This window comes from Actinomycetospora chibensis (assembly GCF_028737215.1).
Classification (GTDB): Bacteria; Actinomycetota; Actinomycetes; order Mycobacteriales; family Pseudonocardiaceae; genus Actinomycetospora; species Actinomycetospora chibensis.
Window position 1 is genome coordinate 180598 of record NZ_JAQZAM010000009.1, and the last position, 20775, is coordinate 201372.

Annotated in this window: 20 protein-coding genes; 7 read left to right on the plus strand and 13 right to left on the minus strand. The window is 72.0% G+C overall.

From position 1 onward, the window contains the following. Positions 1-115: 115 nt before the first annotated feature. The 5 genes from mobF to PH189_RS15815 form a co-directional block, all read right to left on the minus strand. Complete coding sequence (gene mobF / locus PH189_RS15795) at positions 116-4321, minus strand: MobF family relaxase (protein WP_274189757.1); 4206 nt, start codon at positions 4319-4321, stop codon at positions 116-118. A gap of 131 nt (positions 4322-4452) precedes the next feature. Next, complete coding sequence (locus tag PH189_RS15800; protein WP_274189758.1) at positions 4453-4821, minus strand: DUF2742 domain-containing protein; 369 nt, start codon at positions 4819-4821, stop codon at positions 4453-4455. 17 nt (positions 4822-4838) lie between these two features. Then, positions 4839-5411, minus strand: a complete 573-nt coding sequence (locus PH189_RS15805; RefSeq protein WP_274189759.1) for an RNA polymerase sigma factor — start codon at positions 5409-5411, stop codon at positions 4839-4841. A gap of 370 nt (positions 5412-5781) precedes the next feature. Beyond that, positions 5782-6045 (minus strand): hypothetical protein, encoded by a 264-nt coding sequence (locus PH189_RS15810; RefSeq protein WP_274189760.1) that lies wholly within the window; start codon positions 6043-6045, stop codon positions 5782-5784. Between the two features lie 1041 nt (positions 6046-7086). Then, positions 7087-8259: an acyl-CoA dehydrogenase family protein gene (locus PH189_RS15815; RefSeq protein ID WP_274189761.1), complete on the minus strand. Its 1173-nt coding sequence runs from the start codon at positions 8257-8259 to the stop codon at positions 7087-7089. Positions 8260-8532: 273 nt separating this feature from the next. On the opposite strand from PH189_RS15815, the gene PH189_RS15820 reads away from it, so the two are divergent. Together PH189_RS15820 and PH189_RS30505 are read left to right on the plus strand one after the other, a co-directional pair. Further along, positions 8533-10017: a wax ester/triacylglycerol synthase family O-acyltransferase gene (locus PH189_RS15820; protein WP_274189762.1), complete on the plus strand. Its 1485-nt coding sequence runs from the start codon at positions 8533-8535 to the stop codon at positions 10015-10017. A 52-nt stretch (positions 10018-10069) separates the two neighbouring features. Then, positions 10070-10360, plus strand: coding sequence for an alpha/beta fold hydrolase (locus PH189_RS30505; RefSeq protein ID WP_378014903.1), 291 nt, complete (start codon positions 10070-10072; stop codon positions 10358-10360). On the opposite strand, the gene PH189_RS30510 is transcribed toward PH189_RS30505, so the two are convergent. Together PH189_RS30510 and PH189_RS30515 are read right to left on the minus strand one after the other, a co-directional pair. Continuing rightward, a complete protein-coding gene (locus PH189_RS30510; protein ID WP_420791496.1) occupies positions 10308-10763 on the minus strand; it encodes an IS5 family transposase in 456 nt (151 codons plus the stop codon). The genes PH189_RS30505 and PH189_RS30510 overlap by 53 nt on opposite strands. Continuing rightward, positions 10760-11275, minus strand: a complete 516-nt coding sequence (locus PH189_RS30515; RefSeq protein WP_420791497.1) for an IS5 family transposase — start codon at positions 11273-11275, stop codon at positions 10760-10762. Before PH189_RS30515 ends, PH189_RS30510 begins: the two co-directional genes overlap by 4 nt. 46 nt (positions 11276-11321) lie before the next feature. Here PH189_RS30515 and PH189_RS30520 point away from each other — a divergent pair, with 46 nt between their 5' ends. Together PH189_RS30520 and PH189_RS15830 are read left to right on the plus strand one after the other, a co-directional pair. Beyond that, positions 11322-11915, plus strand: a complete 594-nt coding sequence (locus PH189_RS30520) for an alpha/beta fold hydrolase (protein ID WP_378014902.1) — start codon at positions 11322-11324, stop codon at positions 11913-11915. Positions 11916-11978: 63 nt separating this feature from the next. Further along, positions 11979-12224 (plus strand): hypothetical protein, encoded by a 246-nt coding sequence (locus PH189_RS15830; RefSeq protein ID WP_274189763.1) that lies wholly within the window; start codon positions 11979-11981, stop codon positions 12222-12224. Positions 12225-12234: 10 nt separating this feature from the next. On the opposite strand, the gene PH189_RS15835 is transcribed toward PH189_RS15830, so the two are convergent. From PH189_RS15835 to PH189_RS15850, 4 genes are read right to left on the minus strand one after another with little or no spacing between them, the layout of a single operon-like run. Further along, on the minus strand, positions 12235-12399 hold the full coding sequence (locus PH189_RS15835) for a hypothetical protein (RefSeq protein WP_274189764.1): 165 nt from the start codon (positions 12397-12399) through the stop codon (positions 12235-12237). Between the two features lie 39 nt (positions 12400-12438). Next, positions 12439-13575, minus strand: coding sequence for a CaiB/BaiF CoA transferase family protein (locus PH189_RS15840; RefSeq protein ID WP_274189765.1), 1137 nt, complete (start codon positions 13573-13575; stop codon positions 12439-12441). 2 nt (positions 13576-13577) lie between these two features. Continuing rightward, positions 13578-14750: a thiolase family protein gene (locus tag PH189_RS15845; protein WP_274189766.1), complete on the minus strand. Its 1173-nt coding sequence runs from the start codon at positions 14748-14750 to the stop codon at positions 13578-13580. A gap of 30 nt (positions 14751-14780) precedes the next feature. Next, on the minus strand, positions 14781-16001 hold the full coding sequence (locus PH189_RS15850) for an acetyl-CoA C-acetyltransferase (protein ID WP_274189767.1): 1221 nt from the start codon (positions 15999-16001) through the stop codon (positions 14781-14783). 115 nt (positions 16002-16116) lie between these two features. Here PH189_RS15850 and PH189_RS15855 point away from each other — a divergent pair, with 115 nt between their 5' ends. From PH189_RS15855 to PH189_RS15865, 3 genes are all read left to right on the plus strand, one after another. Then, a complete protein-coding gene (locus PH189_RS15855) occupies positions 16117-16491 on the plus strand; it encodes a hypothetical protein (protein ID WP_274189768.1) in 375 nt (124 codons plus the stop codon). An 18-nt stretch (positions 16492-16509) separates the two neighbouring features. Continuing rightward, positions 16510-17304, plus strand: coding sequence for an enoyl-CoA hydratase-related protein (locus tag PH189_RS15860; protein WP_274189769.1), 795 nt, complete (start codon positions 16510-16512; stop codon positions 17302-17304). A gap of 78 nt (positions 17305-17382) precedes the next feature. Next, positions 17383-18537 carry an acetyl-CoA C-acetyltransferase gene (locus PH189_RS15865; protein WP_274189770.1) on the plus strand — a complete coding sequence of 385 codons (1155 nt, stop codon included), beginning with the start codon at positions 17383-17385 and terminating at the stop codon, positions 18535-18537. Positions 18538-18592: 55 nt separating this feature from the next. Here the strand turns inward: PH189_RS15865 and PH189_RS15870 are convergent, their stop codons facing one another. Together PH189_RS15870 and PH189_RS15875 are read right to left on the minus strand one after the other, a co-directional pair. Then, the gene (locus tag PH189_RS15870; RefSeq protein WP_274189771.1) at positions 18593-19570 is read right to left on the minus strand and encodes a MaoC family dehydratase; all 978 of its coding nucleotides are present in this window, start codon (positions 19568-19570) and stop codon (positions 18593-18595) included. After that, on the minus strand, positions 19554-20723 hold the full coding sequence (locus PH189_RS15875) for an acyl-CoA dehydrogenase family protein (RefSeq protein WP_274189772.1): 1170 nt from the start codon (positions 20721-20723) through the stop codon (positions 19554-19556). The genes PH189_RS15870 and PH189_RS15875 overlap by 17 nt, the downstream gene beginning before the upstream one ends. Between the last annotated feature and the right edge of the window lie 52 nt (positions 20724-20775).

Consider the following 20775-nt stretch of genomic DNA (forward strand, 5'->3'; position numbering starts at 1 on the left):
CACCCGCCCTCGCGGGTGGGGCGCTATCTGCTCTGGTCGCGCCCGCAGCCCCTCCCAGGGCCCTAGCGAAAGAGGGCCGCCGACCGTCGGCTTGCTGCGTGCTCACGACAGCAGATCAAGCGCGATCAGGCTCCCGGTCCGGCTCCGGCTCAGCGACCGATGGGGCACGCTCCTCAACAGCCGCGTGCGATGCGCCTCGTCGCTGGAGGAGCTCGAGCGCCTCGCGGGCCCGGGCGACCGCGCCGTCCAAGTCGTCCTCGTGAGGTGCGGGCTCACCTGAAGGACCTGGTTCAGGGCGCCGCTCCTCCTCGGCCGCGTTCACAGGCTCGGGTTGGGGCTCCCGCTCGACCCACTCGGGCTCACATGGTGGGTCGGTGCGCGCAACGGGCGGGGCCTCGCCCTGATCCGCTTCGAGCGGGACCTCGCGCTCGTGCAGCTCTCGTCGGGCACGAGAGGCCTTCTCGCGAGACTCGGCCGTCTCGTCGTGCCACCGCGCGCGGGCATCGTGGATCAGTTCCAACTTCTCGGCGCGGTCTGCCTGCCATTGCACGAAGGCTCGATGGCTTTCAGCACGTTGGAGAAGTGCGGACCGCTCCTCGTCACCTGGCGCGACGGCGGCTTCAGCCTGGGCAAGCTCGGCCCGCGTCGTGTAGTCGGCGACGCGCTGACGTGTCTCGCGGAGGACGTCGGCGACGTGCAGCGGCGCCCACGTCTCCTCGCGCTCGTACGCCGCGACCAGCGCCTTGAGCTCCTCGTCCGTCGCCGCGCTGTAGTCGCGCAGCGCCTCAGGTGCGCCAAGGGCCTCGTAGGCGCGGACCCACGCAGCGCGCGCCTCCGGGTTCTCCCGCGATGGCGCCGGACCGAGGCCGTCCCGCTGAGGTGCGTAGAGCTCGTGGTACGCCGCGACCGCGCCGGCGCGACCGGACCACTCGGCACGGGCGAGCGGGTCGTCCGGCACCTCGCCGAGGTGCTGCTGCGCCCAGGGCGGCGGCTCGGCGGCCGCGAGTTCGCCGAGTCGCTCCTGGCGGCGGTCCATCTCGGCGGCCACGCCGGCGAGGTAGCCCGCGATCTTGTCGTCGCCCCGCGGCGTCCTGTCCGCCCACGTCGAACCTCGCGGTTCGGCGACCCGTTCCTCCGCGGCCTGCCGCAGGCGCCAGCGCAAGACATGGGACATCGACCGCGCCGAGCTCAGCTCGCTGCGGCCGACGGCCTCGTCCAATAGATCGTCGGGGTCGTGCCCGTCGATCTCGATCTCGTGCATCGCCCGGAGGAGCCTCCCGAACCCCGGCTCGTCGACGAGCGCCTCGGTGGCTTCCGGGCCGACGTGGTTGAGCAGTCGGTCGGTGTTGATGTCCCGCCGGTACTCCGCGCCGACGCCGGACCACACGACGCCGAGCGCGAGGAGGGACTCGCTGTGGTCGGTCTCGTCGGCGAGGACCTCGGTGGCCGTGCGGTCATCCCGCTCGCGCTCGAGGACGTCGGTGAGGACTTCCATGTAGTCGGCGCGCAGCGGCTCGACGTACTGGTCGTCGTCGACCTCGGCCGCGGTCGTGACCCAGGCGGTGTTGGAGCGGGCGCCCCGCGTCATCGCGACGTAGAACGCGTCCCGCGTCGTTGCCGAGTCGACCAGTGTGTGCGCGGTATCGACCGTGCGGCCCTGCGCGGAGTGCACGGTCCCCGCGTAGGCCAGGGTGAGGTGGGCGCCGACGTACTCGGGGTCGAGGACGACGCGGGGGCCGTCGCGCCCGTCGGCGGGATCGACGACGAGAGAGCCGTCCGCGAGCCGGCGTTCCACCCGCCAGACCTCGCGGTTGACGACGGGCCGGGCCGGGCCGGCCATCTGATCGGGGACCCACATGTTGCGCCGCGTCTGGACGAGGTCCCCACGGCTGGCCGTGTTGCCGTCCCGCAGAACCGCCGGGTCGGCGTCGGGCTCGACGTGGCCGAGTCGAATGAGCTGGGTCCGGATCTGTCCGGCGATGTCCGCCGCCTGGCCGTTGGTGGCCGTGATGAGGAGCGATCGTTGGCCGGCGAGCGTGTCGGCGAGATAGGCCGAGGTGGCCTTCTCGACGACGGTGTCGGCATGGCCGGCGCGGACCCGCCCGTGGTCGTCGTAGGTCTGGAGGGCCGCGACGTCGCCCCGGCGGAGGCCCAGCGACGCTTCCCCCTCCCAGCTCTCACGGAAGCGCCTCGGCTCGGCGAGACGGAACACGGGCCCGCCAGGAGCGGGCACGTCTTCGGGATGCGCGCGAGCGAGGTGGGCGAGGACGCCACCAGCGCCGACGGGACCGAGCTGCTTGTCGTCGCCGGTCAGGACGATCTTGCCGTGGGCGGCTTCCATCAGGGCTCGCACGCGGTCGAGCTGGTCGGTCGCCGACATCCCGGCCTCGTCGACGATGAGGAGACACCCGTACGGCAGGGGTTCCGCTGCCCGACCGTCCGGCCGTGGCTCGTGCCGTTGCAGGAAGCGGGCGACGTTGACCGCCGCGACCCCGTCGTCGGCGAGTACGTCGGCGGCGGCCTGCGATGTGGCCACGCCAATGGCCGGTGTGCCGTGGCTCTCGGCCCAGGCGGCGGTCAGCGCCGCCATCGTGAGGGACTTGCCCGTGCCAGCGGGTCCGATCAGTGCGTCGGCCCGTCGCGAGGACCCGAGGATGCCGATGACGGCGGCTCGCTGGTGCGGGTCGAGTCCGAGAGCGTCGAGCTCCGCGTCGAGCGCGCCGAGGGTCTCGTCGATCAGCATGGGTGCGCCGCCGGTGCGGGTGAGCCCCAACAGCCGCTCCTCGGCGTCGAGCTGGTCGAGGGTCGCGAAGCGCTCGTCACGGTGCGGCCGAAAACGTGGGCGGCCGTCGGAGTCTCGTCGCAGGGCCGCAGGAGTGGGGACGACCTCGCCCGGGGTCAGCGCGACGACGCCGGCGCCGAGGCCCTCGCCATCGGTCGCGAGGGACTCCAGCAGCTCGTGGTGCTCGGCGGGCTCCAGACCGAGCCCGGCCGGGAGCTCAGCGTTGAGAGCAGCCAACAGGTCGTAGTGCGTCCAGGTCGCTCGGGCGCTCTGGACGCGGTGGACCGCTGCGGCGATGACCCTGTCGCGGTTCCACCTCGGCAGGTCTTGGTGCTCGGGCGCCTCCCGTGCGGCGTCGACACCGTCGAGGACGCCCTCGAGCCGAAGCGACCAGGACCGCTCGAGATCCTCGGCCGGGACGTCCTGCTTCAGCTGACGCGTGGAGCGGGCGGCGTGCTGCGCGGCGACTGTGACGTCGTACGGGCTCGGCGGCCGGCCGTGGCGTTCCGTGTAGTCGGCGATGAAGTCGCCGACCGCCGCCACCACCTCGCTGCGGCGCTGGGAGAAGGCGTCGCGCACCTCCGGCGGGATGGCGTGGATCTCGCGGGCCTTTCCGTCCGGCCGCATGGCGAACTCGACGCTGAGAGCGCGGTTCAGCGCCTCCTCGTACGTTCGCTCGTAGGCCGCACCGGCAGCGGCACGTGCGCGGTAGAGCCCTCGACTGTCGACCGTGCGCCACTCCGCGTCGCCCTCGCACCGCACGCGGTTGAGGACGGCGACGTGGGTGTGGAGCTGAGGGTCGCCCGCCCGCGAGGTGCTGTGGTCGAACTCCACCGCCGTCCATGTCCGTGCCGCGACGTACTCCCCCACGGAGCGGCCGTCCTTCGCACGTCCGTGGTAGCCGGCGCGCGAGTAGCCGGCCTCCTCCTGCAGGTACTTCATCGCCGCATCGACGCCGGCCCGGTGCGCGGCCCCCACCTGCTCCGCCTCCTCGCGCCGGCCCGCCACGCTCAGCGCGGCGTAGAGCACCGAGACCGACTTGGCCGGCGAGAAGGTGAGGTCGTAGTAGCCGACGGCCTTGCGCTGGCTCCCGCGCACCCGCCACTCGATCTCCGTCCGTCGCTCCGGCGTGGCGTCGGGTTCGGCGGCGAGCGCCCGCTCGATCCGCTCCTCGGCGCTGAGGTAGCGCCGGGGCGGCGATCCGAGGGGCTCGCCGGTCGACGCGTGCTCCAAGCGCCCGAAGACCGCACGGACCTCGTCGTCACGCGGTGCCGCGGAGCGATCGACGCCGACGTCGTCGGTGCCGCTACCCCACCACCTCACGCTGCCGTCGGCCTCACGCGAGCGGAGCAGGTAGTCGGCGCCGGACTCAGCCGGTCCAGCGCTGCCTTCGGCCCCTAACTCGCGCTCCTCGTTCTCGGGGTCCGACGGCTCGGGGTGTCGTTCCTCCGTGCTCCGCTCGCCCTCGCGGCAGCCCGACTGGCGAAGGAGGTAATCGACACCCGCCGCGCCCGCCGAGATCGGGGTGATGCTGAGCACTCATCGAAATTACCAAGATCATTAGCTAATGCCTTGGTGTATCTCTTCTTTCAGTCAGAGGTCACCAGCATCAGGCACAGGGGGTATCGCCGGCTATCTTGACATTGCAAGACTCTGCTTGCAGAAGATGCTCAGAGCGACGCTTGATCGCACTGACGAGGAATGCGCGCGGACCCATTCGCGCGCCGAGCTCGAAGGTCGGTGGCGACGCGGCGCCAGTCCGTAGCGCCGGAAATCGCGTAAGACGCCTCGACATGGGCGCGGGCGGCCGCGTCGGCGCGCGACCACTGCTCGGCCCACCAGGCGAGTGCAGCCCGCACGGCCGCCTGCGTCTTGGTCCGGCCGTCGTCGAGGGCGCACCACTCGGGCGACCCGAAGACCGGGAGCGGACCGGCGGTCATCGCCTCAGAGCACCAGCGGTGTACCTCCTCGAGGGCCTCCGGCCACTCCATCGCGGACGGGACCGCCGCCGGGCACCAGGCCGGGGCGTCGATGGCCACGGCCTGCTCCGCCACGCTCACCGCTCGAGCTTGCGCGCGAGCGTCTGCAGGGCACGGAACCGGCGCGACTTCACCGTGCCCACCGGCAGCCTGAGGATGTCGGCCACCTGCTGCTGGTCGAGGTCGAGGAGATCGACCATGACGACGATGCGGCGGGCTTCCTCGGGCAGCCCCGCGAGCAGGTCCTCGATGACGGAGCGGTCGGCGGCGACGGCCGCGACGTCGACGGTGCTGAGCGGGTGGCGCTCGTCGTTGTCCAGCCACGGGACGGAGGGACGAGCAGCCCGACGACGGTAGACGTCCAGTGCCGCGTTGTAGGTGATGGTCGACAACCACGTCCGGAAGGCCGCGCGCCGGTCGAAGGTCGGCGCGCCTCGCAGCATCGAGGCCAGCGCGGACTGAACGACGTCCTCGACGTCCTGGCCATCGTGGAGCACACGCCGCGCGATGAACCCCATGAGCCGCAGGTACCGCCGCGTCAACACGACGAAGGCGTCCGGGTCCCCGGCCAGGTGCGCGTCCAGAAGGTCCAGGTCGTCTCGGTCCTCCAGCCGACGGTCGTCGGGACGGATGTTGTCGGAAGCGGGCACGCGGCCTCCCCGGGTCGATCGGGGCGCTGGGCCCCGAGGGCGATTGGTGGAGGCGCTCTCTGCCTCCACCGCCCGAAGGGCGCCGACCCGGCCGCCGAGGCTCGCGATCCATGGGGAGAGGACGAGAAGTTCTTGGGCGCGCCTGACCAGTGGTCGGGAGCGCACGTCGGCAACCGCGCGACGAAGAAGTTCTCGGACGACCCCTTGATCGTGAGAGCGGCCGGGTCAAGCTCCGCGGGGCCCAGCGGTCCGACCGCCGGAGGCGGTTCCGTCGTTCTTCTCGGCCCGCGCGGCCTTGAGCGCGAACCCGCGCCGGGCGGCGGCTGCATCGACGACGACCAGGGGCGAACCACCTCGCCTGCGTGGGCGACTACGAGCCGGCCAGCTCCCGCCGGACTGCCGCGACGAGTCGCGCCTCGCAACCGGGCGGCAGGCCCGGCAGGCGGCCCTGTCGCTGTGCTGTGTCGGCCTCGACAGCTATGAGGACCTCGAGGGCAATCGCGGCGAGGGCTTCGCCCAGGGCCACGTCGACCAGGTCCTGTAGGGCCGTAGGGCTGCCGGCCAGCGCATCGAGAAAGAGGTCGGCCACCAGCGGGGCGCCGTCGAGGAGGTCAGGCGGGAGCAAGGGAGTCACGGCGACATCGACGCAGCCACGTCTGTCCGGGTTCCCAGCAGCGTCGATAGGCCTGACCGCGTCGGACCTGCAGTGGTGTCCCTCCTCCGGCGCACCGACCTCCCGAGATGTCGTGCATCTTCGGCACAAGATACCTCGAAACGCAGAGTTGTCTTGCTCGACGTGCGGTTGCGCATTGAACCAGGTGCCACAAGGTCAATCCGCCGGACGTGGCGCTACGCAACCGCTTATACCAGCTCGGTAATTCGGGTGCGAGAGAGTCGGGTCCGGGCGATGCTCATTTTATGACTGACCGTATTCGACGCCTGGGGAGGTTCTCTGCCGGGTTCGTACCGGCCCTGTCCACCATTTTCTCGCTGACCGATGTCGCGGCTGCTTCCACGGCGACTTCTGCCCGTCCGGCCCTGTCGTCCACGTCGATCGCACCGGTTTTCCATCGCATTCCAGGGCTCGGAGCACGGTTCGGCGAGAATCAGCGAGTACAACTTCTCCTACTGCCTGCCGCGCGAGGACTCGGTCCGGGTGCTGGTCCGCACCTGTGCGCGACGGCGACGGGCGGGCCTGGCGTCGGGTCGCACTAGACGGGACCACTACGGCCGTCGCGCCAAATGGGTCCCTGAGGACTACCTCGCGCGGGGCGACCTTTAGGCGGGCGCACGGGTGTCGGCGGGCACCGGACAGTAGGACGTTCGGACGGAGAGGGTCCCGTCGGCAGACATAGCCAGCGGGAACGCCGCTCGTCGGACCGGCCAGTGCCGAGACGAGTCGGAACCGCTAGCGCCCCCGGCGCCCGCGGCTGGCAGAAGCTGCGCGCTCGCTACACCGCCGAGGCCATCATCCGCGGGGTCTTCGGCACCCTCGCCGATCACGAGCCCTTCGTCCTCGGCCGCTACGATCATGAGAGGCCGAGGCTGGTGCGTCCGACACCGATCGCGAGGAGTCGGGCCGACGACATCCCGCCGAGCGGCTCAGTGACGTACTGCTGGAGAGCCAGGGCGCAGGCGGCGTCCCGCGACGTCACCGATCGGTCCGATCCTCGTATCAGGCCCGGCTCCGACGAGCGATGTCGCGACCGACGATCTCCTTCATGATCTCTGTGCTGCCACCCCAGATCGTCTGTCCGCGGCTGTCGACGAACGCCCGCGCCACCGGGTACTCGAGCATGTACCCGTAGCCGCCGTGCAGTTGCACGCACCGGTCGATCAACCGTTTCTGCAGTTCCGAGACGTACCACTTGCCCTTCGCCGCCTCCACGGGTGTGAGCTCCCCGTCGTTGAACGCGCGGACACAGCGGTCGTGGTAAGCCTCCACGATGTCGAGCTCGGTCTCCATCTCGGCGAGCACGAACCGCGAGTTCTGGAAGTCGCCGATCGCCTGTCCGAACGCCTGGCGCTCGAAGCAGTAGCGGGCGGTCTGCTCGTAGACCGCCCGGGCGGACGCGTAGGTCGCGGCGATGAGCGCGAGCCGTTCCTGCGGGAGGTGGCTCATCAGGAGCGACAGACCCTTCCCCGGCACGCCGAGCACGTTTCCCGTGGGCACCCGCACGCCCTCGAAGAACAGCTCGGCCGTGTCCTGCGAGTGCATCCCGACCTTCGCCAGCTTGCGACCGCGGACGAAGCCTTCCATGCCTTCTTCGACGACGAAGAGCGTGAAGCCGCGCGAGCCGGCCTCCGGGTCGGTGCGTGCGGCGACGATGACGAGGTCGGACGACATGCCACTGGAGATGAAGGTCTTCTGACCGTCGAGGATCCAGTCCGCGTCCGGGTCGTCGCCGTCCTGACGGGCGGAGGTGCGGATCCCCTGGAGGTCGCTGCCCGTGTTCGGCTCCGACATGGCGAGCGACCCGATGATCGTCCCGTCGACGAAGCCGGGAAGCCACCGGCGTCGCTGCTCCTCGGAGGTGGCGTCGAGGAGATACGACAGCACCAGGTCGTCCTGGAGCCCGAGGGTCATCCCGAAGGCCGTCGCGGAGATGCGAGCGACCTCCTCTTGCACCACGACGCGGTAGCGGTAGTCGGTCTCACCCGCGCCCCCGTACTCCTCGGGCACCGCCAGCCCGTAGAGACCCGTCCGCGCGGCGACCCGGAGCGCCGAGCGGTCGATCGCCCGCTCCTCCTCCCACCGCTCGAGATGGGGCTCCACCTCACGGGAGAGGAGGGCGCGGACCGACTCCCGGTACTGCTCGTGGTCCTCGGTGTAGAGGGTCCTGCGCATCGTCCAACCTCCCGGTCGACCCACCGTCCGCCCTCAGTTTGAAGTCACCTTCAAAAGCTGCGCAACACAGTGCGCTGCGCACCAACGGAGCGGTGGGGATGTGCCGACGCCCTGCACCCTCGTCCGGAACCGTCGGCGAGGCGCTCACTCCCGGCAGCCCTGTCGTCACCGAGCGCTCTCCTCTAATATCAATTAAACAAGATCGCGTTGCCTGTAGCTCGGCCCGTGGGCGTCGGACCACAGGCCGGACGGGGCCGTCCACCGGGGGTGCACGTGACGGGACGAGGCGCCACCACGTCTGGCGAGGACCGCACCGGCCGTCCCGGGCTCGATTGGGGAACCGACCCCGACCTGAGCCCCTTCGAGATCGTCATGTGGCGGGCCGACGTCGACCGCCGCCTGCGCTCGACCATGATGGCGGTCGAGGTGTTGGACGCCGCGCCGGACTGGGATCGACTCGTGGCGGCTCTTCGGTGGGCCGTCCGGATGGTGCCCCGGCTCCGGGACCGGGTGGCCGCTCCGCTGTGGGGAGCCGGAACCCCGCGCTGGGAACCGGACCCGGACTTCGACCTGCACCGCCACGCGCGCCGCATCGCTCTGCCCGGGCCGGGGAGCTGGACGACGCTGCTCGAGACCGCCGAACAGATCGCGATGACGCCCCTGGACCCGCGGCGTCCCCTGTGGGAAGCGGTGCTCGTCGAGGGCCTCGAGGGGGGCCGGGCGGCGTTGCTGATCAAGTTTCACCACGCCCTCGGCGACGGGCTCGGGATCACCCAGCTGCTGTCGGGGCTGCACTCCCGGACCCGGGCACACACCGAGGACAAGCCGTGGCCCCCCGTGCCCGAGGTGACGGCGACCGAGACGGTCGCCGGTGCGCTCGCCCGCCAGGCCCGCGAGGACGCGGTCGCGGCGGGATCGGCACTGGGTTCTCTCGCCCGTTCCGCCGGGCGCGGCCTCGGCGACCTCGTCCGGCGGCCCGCGACGTCCACGCGCGCCGCCGTCGGCTGGCTCGCCTCGGCGCGGCGCGTGCTCTCGCCACCCGAAGCCCCGCCGTTGCCCTTGCTCGCGACACGCAACGGGTCCTGGCGATTCCGGACGCTCGACGTCGAGCTCGCCGACCTGCGGTCCGCGGCGAAGGCCGTCGACGGCTCCCTCAACGACGCCTATCTCGCCGCGCTCCTGGGCGCCTTCCGCCGCTATCACGGCGAGATGGGGCGCCCCATCGGCCAGGCGACGACGATGCCGGTGTCGGTGCCCGTCTCGGTGCGCCGTGCCGCCGACGACGCAGGCGGCAACCGGTTCGCGCCCGGTCGCCTCGCCGCGCCGGTCGGCATCGTGGCGCCCGACGCGCGCATGGCCGCCGTCTCCGCAGCCATGCGGCGCGTCCGCGCCGAGCCGGCCCTCGAGTCCGCCGACATCCTGACCCCGCTGCTCGCGCGTCTTCCCGGCGCGCTCGTCGCCGAGCTCGCGGGCGACATGACCCCGCGCAACGACCTGCAGGCCAGCAATGTTCCCGGTCTGCGCGAGGACGTCTTTCTCGCCGGCGCACGCATCGAGCGGATCTATCCCTTCGCGCCGCTGCCCGGCTGCGCCGCGATGATCACGCTGCTCACCCACGGCACCACCTGCTGTATCGGGGCCAACCTCGACGCCGCGGCCGTGCGTGAACCCGACCTGTTCGCGCGCTGTCTCGCCGACGGCTTCACCGAGGTTCTCGCCCTGGGCGGCGGGACCGCGACCCCCATCATGAGGAGCTGATCGTGCCGGACGGGCTGACGCCGTACCACCGCGGAGGACGAGGGACCCCCTGGTGCTGCTGCACGGGGCGAACATGTCCTGGCGCGCGTGGCGGCCGGTGCTCGACGGGCTCCAGGCCCACCACGAGGTGTTCGCGCCGACTCTGGTCGGCCACCGGGGTGGAGCAAGCTGGACGGAGGGCGTGCCGGTCGCCGTACCCGAGATCGTCGACCGTGTGTGCGAGCAGCTCGACGAGGCCGGGATCGCGACGGCGCATGTGGTGGGGAACTCGCTAGAGCGTGTCTGGCGGATCAAGGTAGCCAGGCCAGGAGTGCTCGGTAGGTCAGTGCGCCGCGGTAGTTGATGGCGTGCTTGTCGTAGCGGGTGGCCAGGCCGCGCCAGCCTTTGAGCTGGTTGAAGCCGCGCTCGACGACGTTGCGCCGCTTGTAGCGCGCGGCGTTGAAGCCGACCGGTCGCCCGCCGCGGCTGCCGCGGCGGGCGCGGTTGGCCTGCTGGTCGCGGGGTTCGGGGATGGTGTGCGGGATGCCGCGGCGGCGCAGGTGCTCGCGGTTGGCTCGTGAGCTGTAGCCCTTGTCCCCGAGCACGTGGTCCGGGCGGGTCCGCGGCCGGCCCGGGCCGGGCCGCGCCACGCGCAGACCGGCCATGAGCTGCGGGAATGTCGGATTGTCGTTGACGTTGCCCGCGGTGAGCAGCAGCACCAGCGGACGGGCCTGCCCGTCGGTGAGCATGTGCAGCTTGGTGGTCAAGCCACCCCGGGAGCGGCCGATGGCGTGGTCGTCGGGCTCGACCCAGCAGGGATCTCCTCGACAACCGGTCCGGGATCTATGACCGGCCCCCTGTGTCGGGCCCGGCCTCGCCGACGACGCCCTCCACAGTCTCGACGGTCGCGGCGTTGCCGCTGGTGCGTCGGGCGGTGGCGCCGTGCTGGTGGACCCGCATCAAGCGAGTCGGCCGCGACCAGCCAGTCCAGCTCGCCGGCCGCGTCGGCGGCGGTGTGCGCCGCGGCCAGCAACCGGTCGTAGGTGCCATCACCTGACCAGCGCACATGCCGGTCGTAGACGCTCTGCCACGGCCCGAACCGCTCCGGTAACGCCCGCCACGGTGCCCCGGTGCGGTACTTCCAGGCGATCGCCTCGAGCACCTCGCGATGATCACGCCACCGCCCACCACGGCGCGGTGTCCGGTCGGGCAGCAGCGGCTCCAACCGTGCCCACGCCGCATCAGAGATCACCGACCGGTCAGCTGCCACAACCCGCATCCTGACCCATCCGGCGATCAAGATCCGTCAGACACGCCCTAGGCGGGTGGGTGGCCCTGGAGCTCGCACGACGGGGGCGGGCGAGGACCTGTGTGGCGTTGTCGCCGGCCGGTGCGTGGCAGCGGCCCCTGGACCTCACCCGGCTCCTCTGGCTCTTCCGCGTCGGTGCGGCGGCGGGTCGACCCTCCTGGATCCGCGGCATCGCCCGGCACGACCACATCCGCCGTCTGCTGCTGAAAGGGATGATGGAGCACGGCGAACGCGTTCCGGCGAGGATGCTCCGGATCTTTTCGAGGACTTCCTGGGCTGCGCCGTGATCCACGAGCTCCTCGACGGGGCTCGGGAGGGCGACGACCTTCCCGTGTTCGACGATCTCCCGTGCCCGATCCGGGTCGTGTGGTCGGAGCGGGACCGCACGATTCCGTACGGGCGGTACGGGGCGCCGATGCGTCGTGCGCTCCCGGGCGCCGAGTTCATCCGGCTCCCGGGATGCGGCCACGTTCCCATGTGGGACGACCCGGAGCTCGTGGCGCGCGTCGTCCTGCAGGTCACCGCGGAGCACGACGCGGGCGAGGAGCGGCCCCGATCCCGGCGGCGTCCCTTCGGGCTGAACCCCGGAAGACGTCGTCGGAGCGCGTAGCCGAGGGCGCTCCCACTCGTTGAACGGTCGGTAGAAAATTCGGACGACCTCGAGGAGGCTCTCGTGACATCGATCCTGAGTCGGACACTGGCCGGCGTCGCGGTGGGCGCTGCGGCGGTTTCCACGTGCATGGTGGGGGCCGGGACCGCCCTGGCCATCCCCCCGGAGAGCCCGAACGACCCGAGCTCGCACAACTCCTACCCCACCGTGCCGGGCGTCGCCTCCCTGCCGGTGCCCGCCGGGATCGCCGACGGTGCCATCGGCGCATCGAAGATCGTCAGTGACGTGATCTATGCGGGACGAACCTGAGCCGACCCGGTCACCGTCGTTCCTGCCGACCTGGCGCATCCCGACGGGACAGGAGCAGCCAGACGGTCGTGAGCACGATGAGGATGACGACCGCGAGGCCCGCCCATCCCTCCTGGTCGAAGACGGCGCCGAGCATCAAGACTGCCGTGACGACGATGTAGAGCATCCCGAGCATCGGTCGACACCTTACGCGGGGTTCACCCCGTCGAGATTCTCACGACTGGACGGCGGAGCCGCGGGCCAGGAGGTCCTCGACCTCGACGCCGGCAGCCTTCAGTGCCTCGCGCGTGTCGGCCCCCGGGACGTAGGGCTCGGGCGTTCCGTCGACGGGGTTGGCGGGAAATCGCGGCGCGGGCCCGGGCTGTAGGAGGCCGTCGCGCTCGACGACGCTGCCGCGCGCCGCCACGTGCGGGTGCGCCGCGGCCTCGGACAGCCCCAGGACGGGCGCGACGCACGCGTCGGTGCCCTCGAACCGCTCGGTCCACTCGGCCTGCGTCCGGCCGGCGAAGGCGGCAGCCAGCGTCGCGCGCAGCTCGGGCCAATGCGCGCGCTCGTGCTGGCGCGACGGGTCCTCGTCGACACCCAGCACCGCCAGTAGTTCGGCGTAGAACTTGGGCTCGATGGCTCCGACGGCCATGTGCCGGCCGTCGGCGGTCTCGTACACCGAGTACCAGGGTGTGCTGCCGTCGAGCAGGTTCACGCCCCGCTCGTCGCGCCACCGGCCGGAGCCGAGCAGGGTGTGGATCGCGGCGAGCAGGTGCGAGGCGCCGTCCACGATCGCCGCGTCCACGACCTGTCCCCGCCCGGTCCGTGACGCCTCGAGGAGCGCTGCGAGGACCCCGACGACGAGGTACGTGGCGCCACCGCCGAAGTCGCCGACCAGGTTGAGCGGGACCTGGGGCGGCCCGCCGTGCTCCCCCATCGCGTGCAGGGCGCCGGTCACGGCGATGTAGCCGATGTCGTGGCCCGCCCGCGCGGCGAGCGGCCCGTCCTGGCCCCAGCCCGTCATCCGTCCGTAGACCACGCGCGGGTTGCGGGCCCACACGTCGTCGGGCCCGACGCCGAGCCGCTCGGTCACCCCGGGCCGGTTGCCCTCGATGAGGACGTCCGCGGTCTCGCAGAGCGCGAGGACCGCCTCGACGGCCTCGGGTCGCTTCAGGTCGAGCACCACCGAGCGCTTCCCGCGATTGAGGACGTCGGCGGGCGACGACGGCGCCGCGCCTCCCGACGCGGTGGGCCGGTCGACCCGGACGACGTCCGCACCGAGATCGGCCAGGAGCATGCCGGCGAAGGGCCCTGGCCCGATTCCCGCGAGCTCGACGACGGTGGTGCCCGCCAGCGGTCCGCCCACGGTCACAGCCTCTCGATGATGGTGCCGTTGGCCATGCCCCCGGCCTCGCACATGGTCTGCAGGCCCCATCGGCCCCCGGTGTCCTCCAGGTGGTGCAGGAGGGTCACGAGCAGGCGCGTTCCCGACGAGCCGAGCGCGTGGCCGAGAGCGATCGCGCCCCCGCGGGGGTTGAGCCGGTCGGGATCGGCACCGAACTCGCGCAACCACGCCAGCGGCACCGAGGCGAAGGCTTCGTTGACCTCGTAGGCGTCGATCTCGTCGAGGGAGAGCCCGGCCCGGGACAGGACCTTGTGGGTGGCCGGGATGGGCCCGGTCAGCATCATCAGCGGGTCGTCGCCCACGACGGAGAACGCGTGGAACCGCGCCCGCGGCCGCAGACCGAGCTCGTCGGCCCGCTGCGCGCTCATGATGAGCACCGCCGACGCACCGTCGGTGAGCGGCGAGGAATTGCCGGGCGTGACCTTCCAGTCGATGTCCGGGAAGCGCTCGGCCATCTCGTCGGTGCGGAACGAGGGGTTCAGGCCCGCGAGGCCCTCGGCCGTCGTGGAGCCGCGGACGGTCTCGTCGACGGAGTGGGTGCCGCCCTCGACGGGCACCGGGACGGTCTCACGGTCGAACGTCCCGTGGGCCTGGGCGGACGCGGCGCGGCGGTGCGACTCCGCGGCGTAGGCGTCCAGGTCGCTGCGCTCGAGCTTCCAGCGCTGGGCCACGAGCTCGGCGGAGACGCCCTGGTTGACCAGGCCCTCGGGGTAGCGCTCCGCGGTCCGCACGCCCCGGCTCCTCGGTCGCGAGCTCCCGATCGGCACCGCACTCATGGACTCGATCCCGCCCGCCACGACCACGTCGTAGGCGCCCGCGACGACACCCTGGGCGGCGAACGCGGCCGCCTGCTGGCTCGAGCCGCACTGGCGGTTGATCGTCGTGCCCGGCACGCTCTCCGGGAAGCCCGCCGCGAGCGAGGCGTTGTGGCCGATGTTCCCCGACTGCTCCCCCACCTGCTGGGCGCATCCGGTGATGACGTCCTCGATCAGCGCCGGGTCGATGCCGGTGCGCGCGACCAGGGCCTCGTAGACCCCGGCGAGCAGGTCGATGGGATGGACGCCGGCGAGCGCGCCGCTGCCCTTCCCCTTCCCCACGGGCGTGCGCACGGCGTCGACGATGACTGCGTCGGGCATCAGAACTCTCTCTCTTCGGTCTGCAGGCCGTCAGGCGGTGCGCTCGAAGACGGCGGCGAGGCCCTGGCCGCCGCCGATGCACATGGTCTCGAGGCCGTAGCGGGCCTCGCGGCGCTGCATCTCGTGCAGCATGGTCGCCAGGATCCGCACGCCGGTGGCGCCGACGGGGTGGCCCAGCGAGATGCCCGAGCCGTTGGGGTTCACGCGCTCGTCGGTGATCAGGTCGATGCCCCACTCCCGCCCGACCCCGAGGGCCTGGGCGGCGAACGCCTCGTTCAGCTCGATCACGTCGAGGTCGGCCAGCGACAGCCCCGCCCGGCCCAGCGCCGCCTCGGTCGCCGGCACCGGCCCGATGCCCATGACCTCCGGGCCCACACCCGCGAGGCCCCACGACACCAGCCGCGCCAGTGGCCGCAGGCCCAGCTGCTCCGCGCGGTCGGGCGTCGTCACGATGCACACCGCCGCGCCGTCGTTCTGCCCCGAGGCGTTCCCGGCGGTCACCGTCGCGTCCGGGTCCTGCTTGCCCATGATCGGGCGCAGCTTGGCCAGCGAATCGAGCGCCGCGTCGGGGCGGATGTGCTCGTCGGCCTCGACGACCGTGTCCGACTTGCGCCCGGGCACCGTCACCGGCACCAGCTCGTCGGCGAAGCGCCCGTCCTTGACCGCCGCGGTCGCCTTCTCGTGGCTGCGCACCGCGAGCCGGTCCTGCTCCTCGCGACCGATCGAGTACCGCTTCCGGACGTTCTCGGCGGTCTCGATCATCCCGCCCCAGACCGGGTGGTCCTTGCCGCCGGCGTGCACGCGGCCCTCGGCCAGCGCGTCCTTCATCTGGAACCCGCCCGCCTTGGTGCCCCAGCGCGGCGCCTGGCTGTAGTACGTCGCGCCCGACATCGACTCCGCGCCGCCGGCGAGCACCAGCGACGCGCCGCCGGTCTGCACCGCCATCGCCGCGTAGAGCACCGCCTGCAGCCCCGACCCGCAACGACGGTCGACCTGGATGCCCGGCACCGTCACCTCGAGCCCGGCGTCCAGCGCCGCCACCCGCCCGATCGCCGGGGCGTCCATCGTCGGGTAGCAGTGCCCGAACGCCACGTCCTCGACCTGGTCGGCCGTCAGACCGGTCCGGCGCACCAGCTCACGGATCACCGTCGCCGCCAGCTCCTGGGCCGCCACGTCCCGCAGCGCCCCACCGAAGCCCCCCACCGGGGTCCGAAGGGGCTCACAAATCACCACGTCCGGGGGATGGACCACACCCAACAGCTCCTTCGTCGCGAGTTGCGTTTAATTTATCGTAGAATCGTGGCACGCTGACGTGTTCCGGCGCAGGGCGACGTTCGCCACGCCGGCCACGGGGAGGTGGGACGCGGTGACCGGAGTCATCACCGTGCTGGTGGTCGGCACCGTCGTGTCGCTCCTGGTCGGACGAGTGCTCCGACGCGCGGGACGACCTTTCCTCGACGACGTGTTGCGCGACGAGCGCGTCGCCGACGCTGGGGCGACCCTGCTCACGGTCCTGTTCCACCTGCTGAGCCTGGGGACGGTCGCCCTCGTCGCGTCGACGACGCTGCCGCCGATGCCGTGGATCTACGACGTCTCGCTGAAGCTCGGCATCGTCCTCATCGTCATCGGCGTCGCGCACGGTGCGACGCTGATGCTGTTGCTGCGCATCAAGAAGCGCCGGCGTCGCCAGATCCTCGAGGAGAACCTCGCGGCGGGACGTCCGATGACCGACGCCGACTGACACAGGAGAGCCGAGACCGTGCCCCCGTACGAGGACATCCGGTGCCACGACCTCGCCGGAGCGCGCCACATCGAGCTCCACCGCCCCGAGGCCCTGAACGCCTGGACCCCGGACATGGGGCGCGAGCTACTGGACGCCCTCGATGACGCCTCGGCGGACCCGGCCGTGCGCGCCATCCTCATCACGGGCGCCGGGCGCGCGTTCTGCGCCGGGGCCGACGTGAAGAACGCGCGCGAGACGACGTCGGACGGCGCTCCCGACCTCTCGGGGCGTCTCCGCGAGATCTACAACCCGATCGTCACGACGGTCCGCGAGGCACCCAAGCCGGTGGTCGCAGCGATCCACGGCGCCTGCGCCGGCCTCGGGGTCTCGCTGGCCCTCGCCTGCGACCTCCTGCTCGCGGCCGATGACGCCTACCTCCTGCTGGCCTTCACGCGCATCGGCGTCATGCCCGACGGCGGCGCCCTGGCGTTCCTCGCCGAACGCGTCGGCCTGACTCGCGCCGCCGAGCTCGCGATGCTGGCCGACAAGCTGCCCGCGGCGCGTGCCCAGGATTGGGGACTGGTGACCGCGGTGCACCCCGCCGATGAGCTCGGGGAACATGCCGTCGCCCTCGTGGAGCGGCTCGCGGCCGGTCCGACCGTCGCGTACGCCAGCACCAAGCAGGCCCTGAACGCCGTGTCCCAGCGTCACCTCGCCGAGGCCCTGGAGCTCGAGGTGACCCTGCAGCAGCGTCATGCGACGACGCACGACTACGCCGAGGGGCGAGCTGCGTTCGTCGAGAAGCGCCGAGCCGAATTCCAGGGTCACTGATCGACCGAGGACGTCACACCCACGCAGCGCCATCGTCTTCTACTCTGGATTAAGAACAATCGTTCAGCGGAGGTGGAGATGTCGGAGGCGTACATCGTCGAGGCCGTGCGCGCGCCGGTCGGACGACGCAAGGGAGGCCTGGCCGCGGTGCACCCGGCGGACCTGGCCGCCCACCCGATCCGCGAGGTCGTCGCCCGCACGGGCATCGATCCGGCCGCGATCGAGGACGTGATCCTGGGCTGCCTGGACAACATCGGCGCGCAGGCCGGCGACATCGCCCGCACGGCGGCGCTCGCGGCCGGCCTGCCCGAGTCGGTGCCCGGCGTGACCATCGACCGCCAGTGCGGGTCGTCGCAGCAGGCCGTCAGCTTCGCGGCGCAGGCCGTCATGAGCGGCACCTCCGACGTCGTTCTCGCCGGCGGCGTGCAGAACATGAGCCAGTTCCCGATCCTCTCTGCTTTCGGGGCCGGCGAGCCGTTCGGCTCGACCGACCCGTGGACGGGTTGCGAAGGCTGGGACGCCCGCTACGGCGGCGAGGAGATCTCGCAGTTCCGCGGCGCGGAGATGATCGCCGAGAAGTGGGCGATCTCGCGCGAGGACATGGAGGCCTTCGCCTACGAGAGCCACCAGCGGGCTCTGCGGGCGATCGCGGAGGGCCGCTTCGAGCGCGAGATCGCGCCCTACAAGGACGTCGCGGTCGACGAGGGCCCGCGGACGGACACCACGCCCGAGAAGATGGCCGGCCTGAAGACCCTGGCCCCCGGCGGTCGTCTGACCGCCGCGGTCTCCAGCCAGATCTCGGACGGGTCGGCCGCGCTGCTCCTCGCCTCGGAGCGGGCCGTGCGCGAGCACGGGCTGACCCCGCGAGCCCGCATCCACCACGTCTCCGCCCGCGGCGACGACCCGGTGATGGTGCTGACCGCCCCGATTCCGGCCACCGCATGGGCCCTGGAGCGCACGGGTCTGACCATCGACGACATGGACACGATCGAGATCAACGAGGCCTTCGCCAGCGTCGTCCAGGCGTGGCTGAAGGAGACCGGCGCCGATCCGGCCCGGGTCAACCCGAACGGTGGCGCGATCGCGCTCGGGCACCCGATCGGCGCGACCGGCGCCCGGCTGATGACCTCGATGCTGCACGAGCTCGAGCGCACCGGCGGCCGCTACGGCCTGCAGACCATGTGCGAGGGCGGCGGCCAGGCCAACGTGACGATCATCGAGCGCCTGGGCTGAGCAGAGGCCGACCAGGGAGCCCCGGCGCCGCACCACACGGGCGGCGCCGGGGCACTCAGATCGCGAGCGCGCAGAACCTCCAGTCGAGGACGTCACGCGCCGCCTCGCCCGCCTCGTCGTCGGCCGAGATCGCGGACACCACCGACCGCAGGTCGAGCAGCGTCCCCCCGGCCGTCCCGGGCCTCGCCGACACCACCTCGATCCGCGAGGTCAGCGTGTCGCCCTCGTGCACCGGGCCCGTGTGGTCGCAGCCCTCCCACGCGAGCACGGTGACCAGGCCCGGGATCGCCCGGGTGACCTGGGCCAGCGCGATCCCGATCGTGTGCCCGCCGTAGACGAGGCGACGCCCGCCGCCGGGCCGGTGGTCGTGGTGGACGCGGGCGACGTTGAGCGTGAGGCGCGCCAGCTCGGGCGCCGACGACACGACGTCCCCGGCCTCGACCGCGAACACCTCGCCCGCCGCGGGCACGCCCGACGCCGGCACGGCGGCCAGGTCCCGCCCCGCGAGCGAGCGCTCGAGGTCGTCGTCGGAGACCTTCGCGCCGACGGCCGCCAGGTCGTCGGCGTGCCCGGTGACGACATCGGGCGACGACAGCGGCAGCATCGCGCAGCGCCAGAAGTCGAGGATCGTGCGCCCGGCCTGGTCGACGGTCGTGATCCGCAGGGCGGCCAGCCCGCTCGGGCGCGACCGGTTCTGCGCGAGCCCGACGACCTCGGTGGTCGTGGACAGGGTGTCGCCGATCCGCGGGAGCCGGTGGAACACCAGCCCGCGATAGAAGAGGTTCGCGACGACGCGGCGGGTCAGCAGGGTCGACTGCCCGATCGCGGTGTCCCACACGAACGCCGGGTGGGCGAGCGGGCCGCCGGAGACGAGCGAGGCGAGCCGGTCGTCCAGGGCGAGCCGCAGCCGGTCGCCGACGATCGCCTGGTGCGCCGCCGCCCGCCCTTCGGTCAGGGTCGCGGCCGGGGCGTCGGTGACCGCGAGGCCGACGGTCAGGTCATCGAAGTACGGACCGTCAGAGCCCGAGGTCACGACCCACGATCTCCTTCATGATCTCGTTCGTCCCGCCGTAGATCTTCTGGACCCTGGCCTCCACGAACGCGCGACTCACCGGGTACTCGGACATGTAGCCGTAGCCCCCGTAGAGCTGCAGGCACCGGTCGGCGGTGCGCGCCTGGACGTCGGTGCACCACCACTTGGCCTTCGCCGCCCGCGCCGCACCGAGCTCGCCGCGCAGGTGCTCGGCGAGGCAGTCGTCCACGAAGGTGCGGGTGACGTCGAGCTCGGTGGCGACCTCGGCGAGCACGAAGCGGCTGTTCTGGAACGAGCCGACCGGACGGCCGAACGCCGTGCGCTCCTGCACGTAGTCCAGCGTGTTCTCGAGGACGCCCTCGGCGGCCGCCAGGGCCAGCACCGCGAGCGAGAGGCGCTCCTGGGACAGGTTGCGCATGAGGTGGGTAAAGCCCTCGCCCTCGGCGCCGAGCAGGTTCGCCGCCGGCACCCGCACACCGGTGAACGACAGCTCGCAGGTGTCCTGACCGTGCAGGCCGATCTTGCTGAGCAGGTGGCGGTCGAACCCGGGCGCGTCGGTCTCGATCACCAGCAGCGACAGGCCCTTGTGCGGGTCGTCGCCGGTGCGCACCGCGGTGACGACGAGGTCAGCATTGAGCCCGTTCGAGATGAACGTCTTCGCCCCGTCGACGACGTAGTCGTCGCCGTCGCGCACGGCGCGCGTGCGGATCGCCGCGACGTCGCTGCCGGTGCCGGGCTCGGTCATGCCGATGGCGGACACCAGCTCGCCCGACACCAGACCCGGGAGCCAGCGGGCCTTCTGCTCGTCGTTCGTGAGCTCGAGGAAGTACGGCCCCAGCACGTCGTTCTGCAGGCTCAGCGCGAGGCCGGGGGCGGACAGGCCGTGCCGGCCGAACTCCTCGGAGACCACGGCGTTGAAGCGGAAGTCGTCGATCCCGACGCCGCCGTACTCCTCCGGCGCACCGAAGAGCAGCAGTCCCTGCTCGCCCGCCGTCGTGAACAGGCTCCGGTCGGGGTGGTGCTGCTGCTCCCACTCCTGGTCGTGCGGGAGGACCGCGCGCTCGATGAAGGTGCGCACGGTCTCCCGGAAGGCGTCGTGCTCCTCGGTGAACAGCGCACGGCTGCCCGGGCGCAGCGAGGTCGGAGCGGCCATGGCGAACTCCTGTCCGTCTGGTGGGGCGACGCCGTGGGGCGTCACTCCTCAA

Coding starts and splice junctions, on each gene's coding strand:
- PH189_RS30515 (WP_420791497.1), bottom strand. CDS start 11,275: ATGCGGGTTGTGGCAGCTGACCGGTCGGTGATCTCTGATGCGGCGTGG.
- PH189_RS15875 (WP_274189772.1), bottom strand. CDS start 20,723: ATGGCCGCTCCGACCTCGCTGCGCCCGGGCAGCCGTGCGCTGTTCACC.
- PH189_RS15865 (WP_274189770.1), top strand. CDS start 17,383: ATGTCGGAGGCGTACATCGTCGAGGCCGTGCGCGCGCCGGTCGGACGA.
- PH189_RS15815 (WP_274189761.1), bottom strand. CDS start 8,259: ATGCGCAGGACCCTCTACACCGAGGACCACGAGCAGTACCGGGAGTCG.
- PH189_RS15845 (WP_274189766.1), bottom strand. CDS start 14,750: ATGCCCGACGCAGTCATCGTCGACGCCGTGCGCACGCCCGTGGGGAAG.
- PH189_RS15835 (WP_274189764.1), bottom strand. CDS start 12,399: ATGCTCGGGATGCTCTACATCGTCGTCACGGCAGTCTTGATGCTCGGC.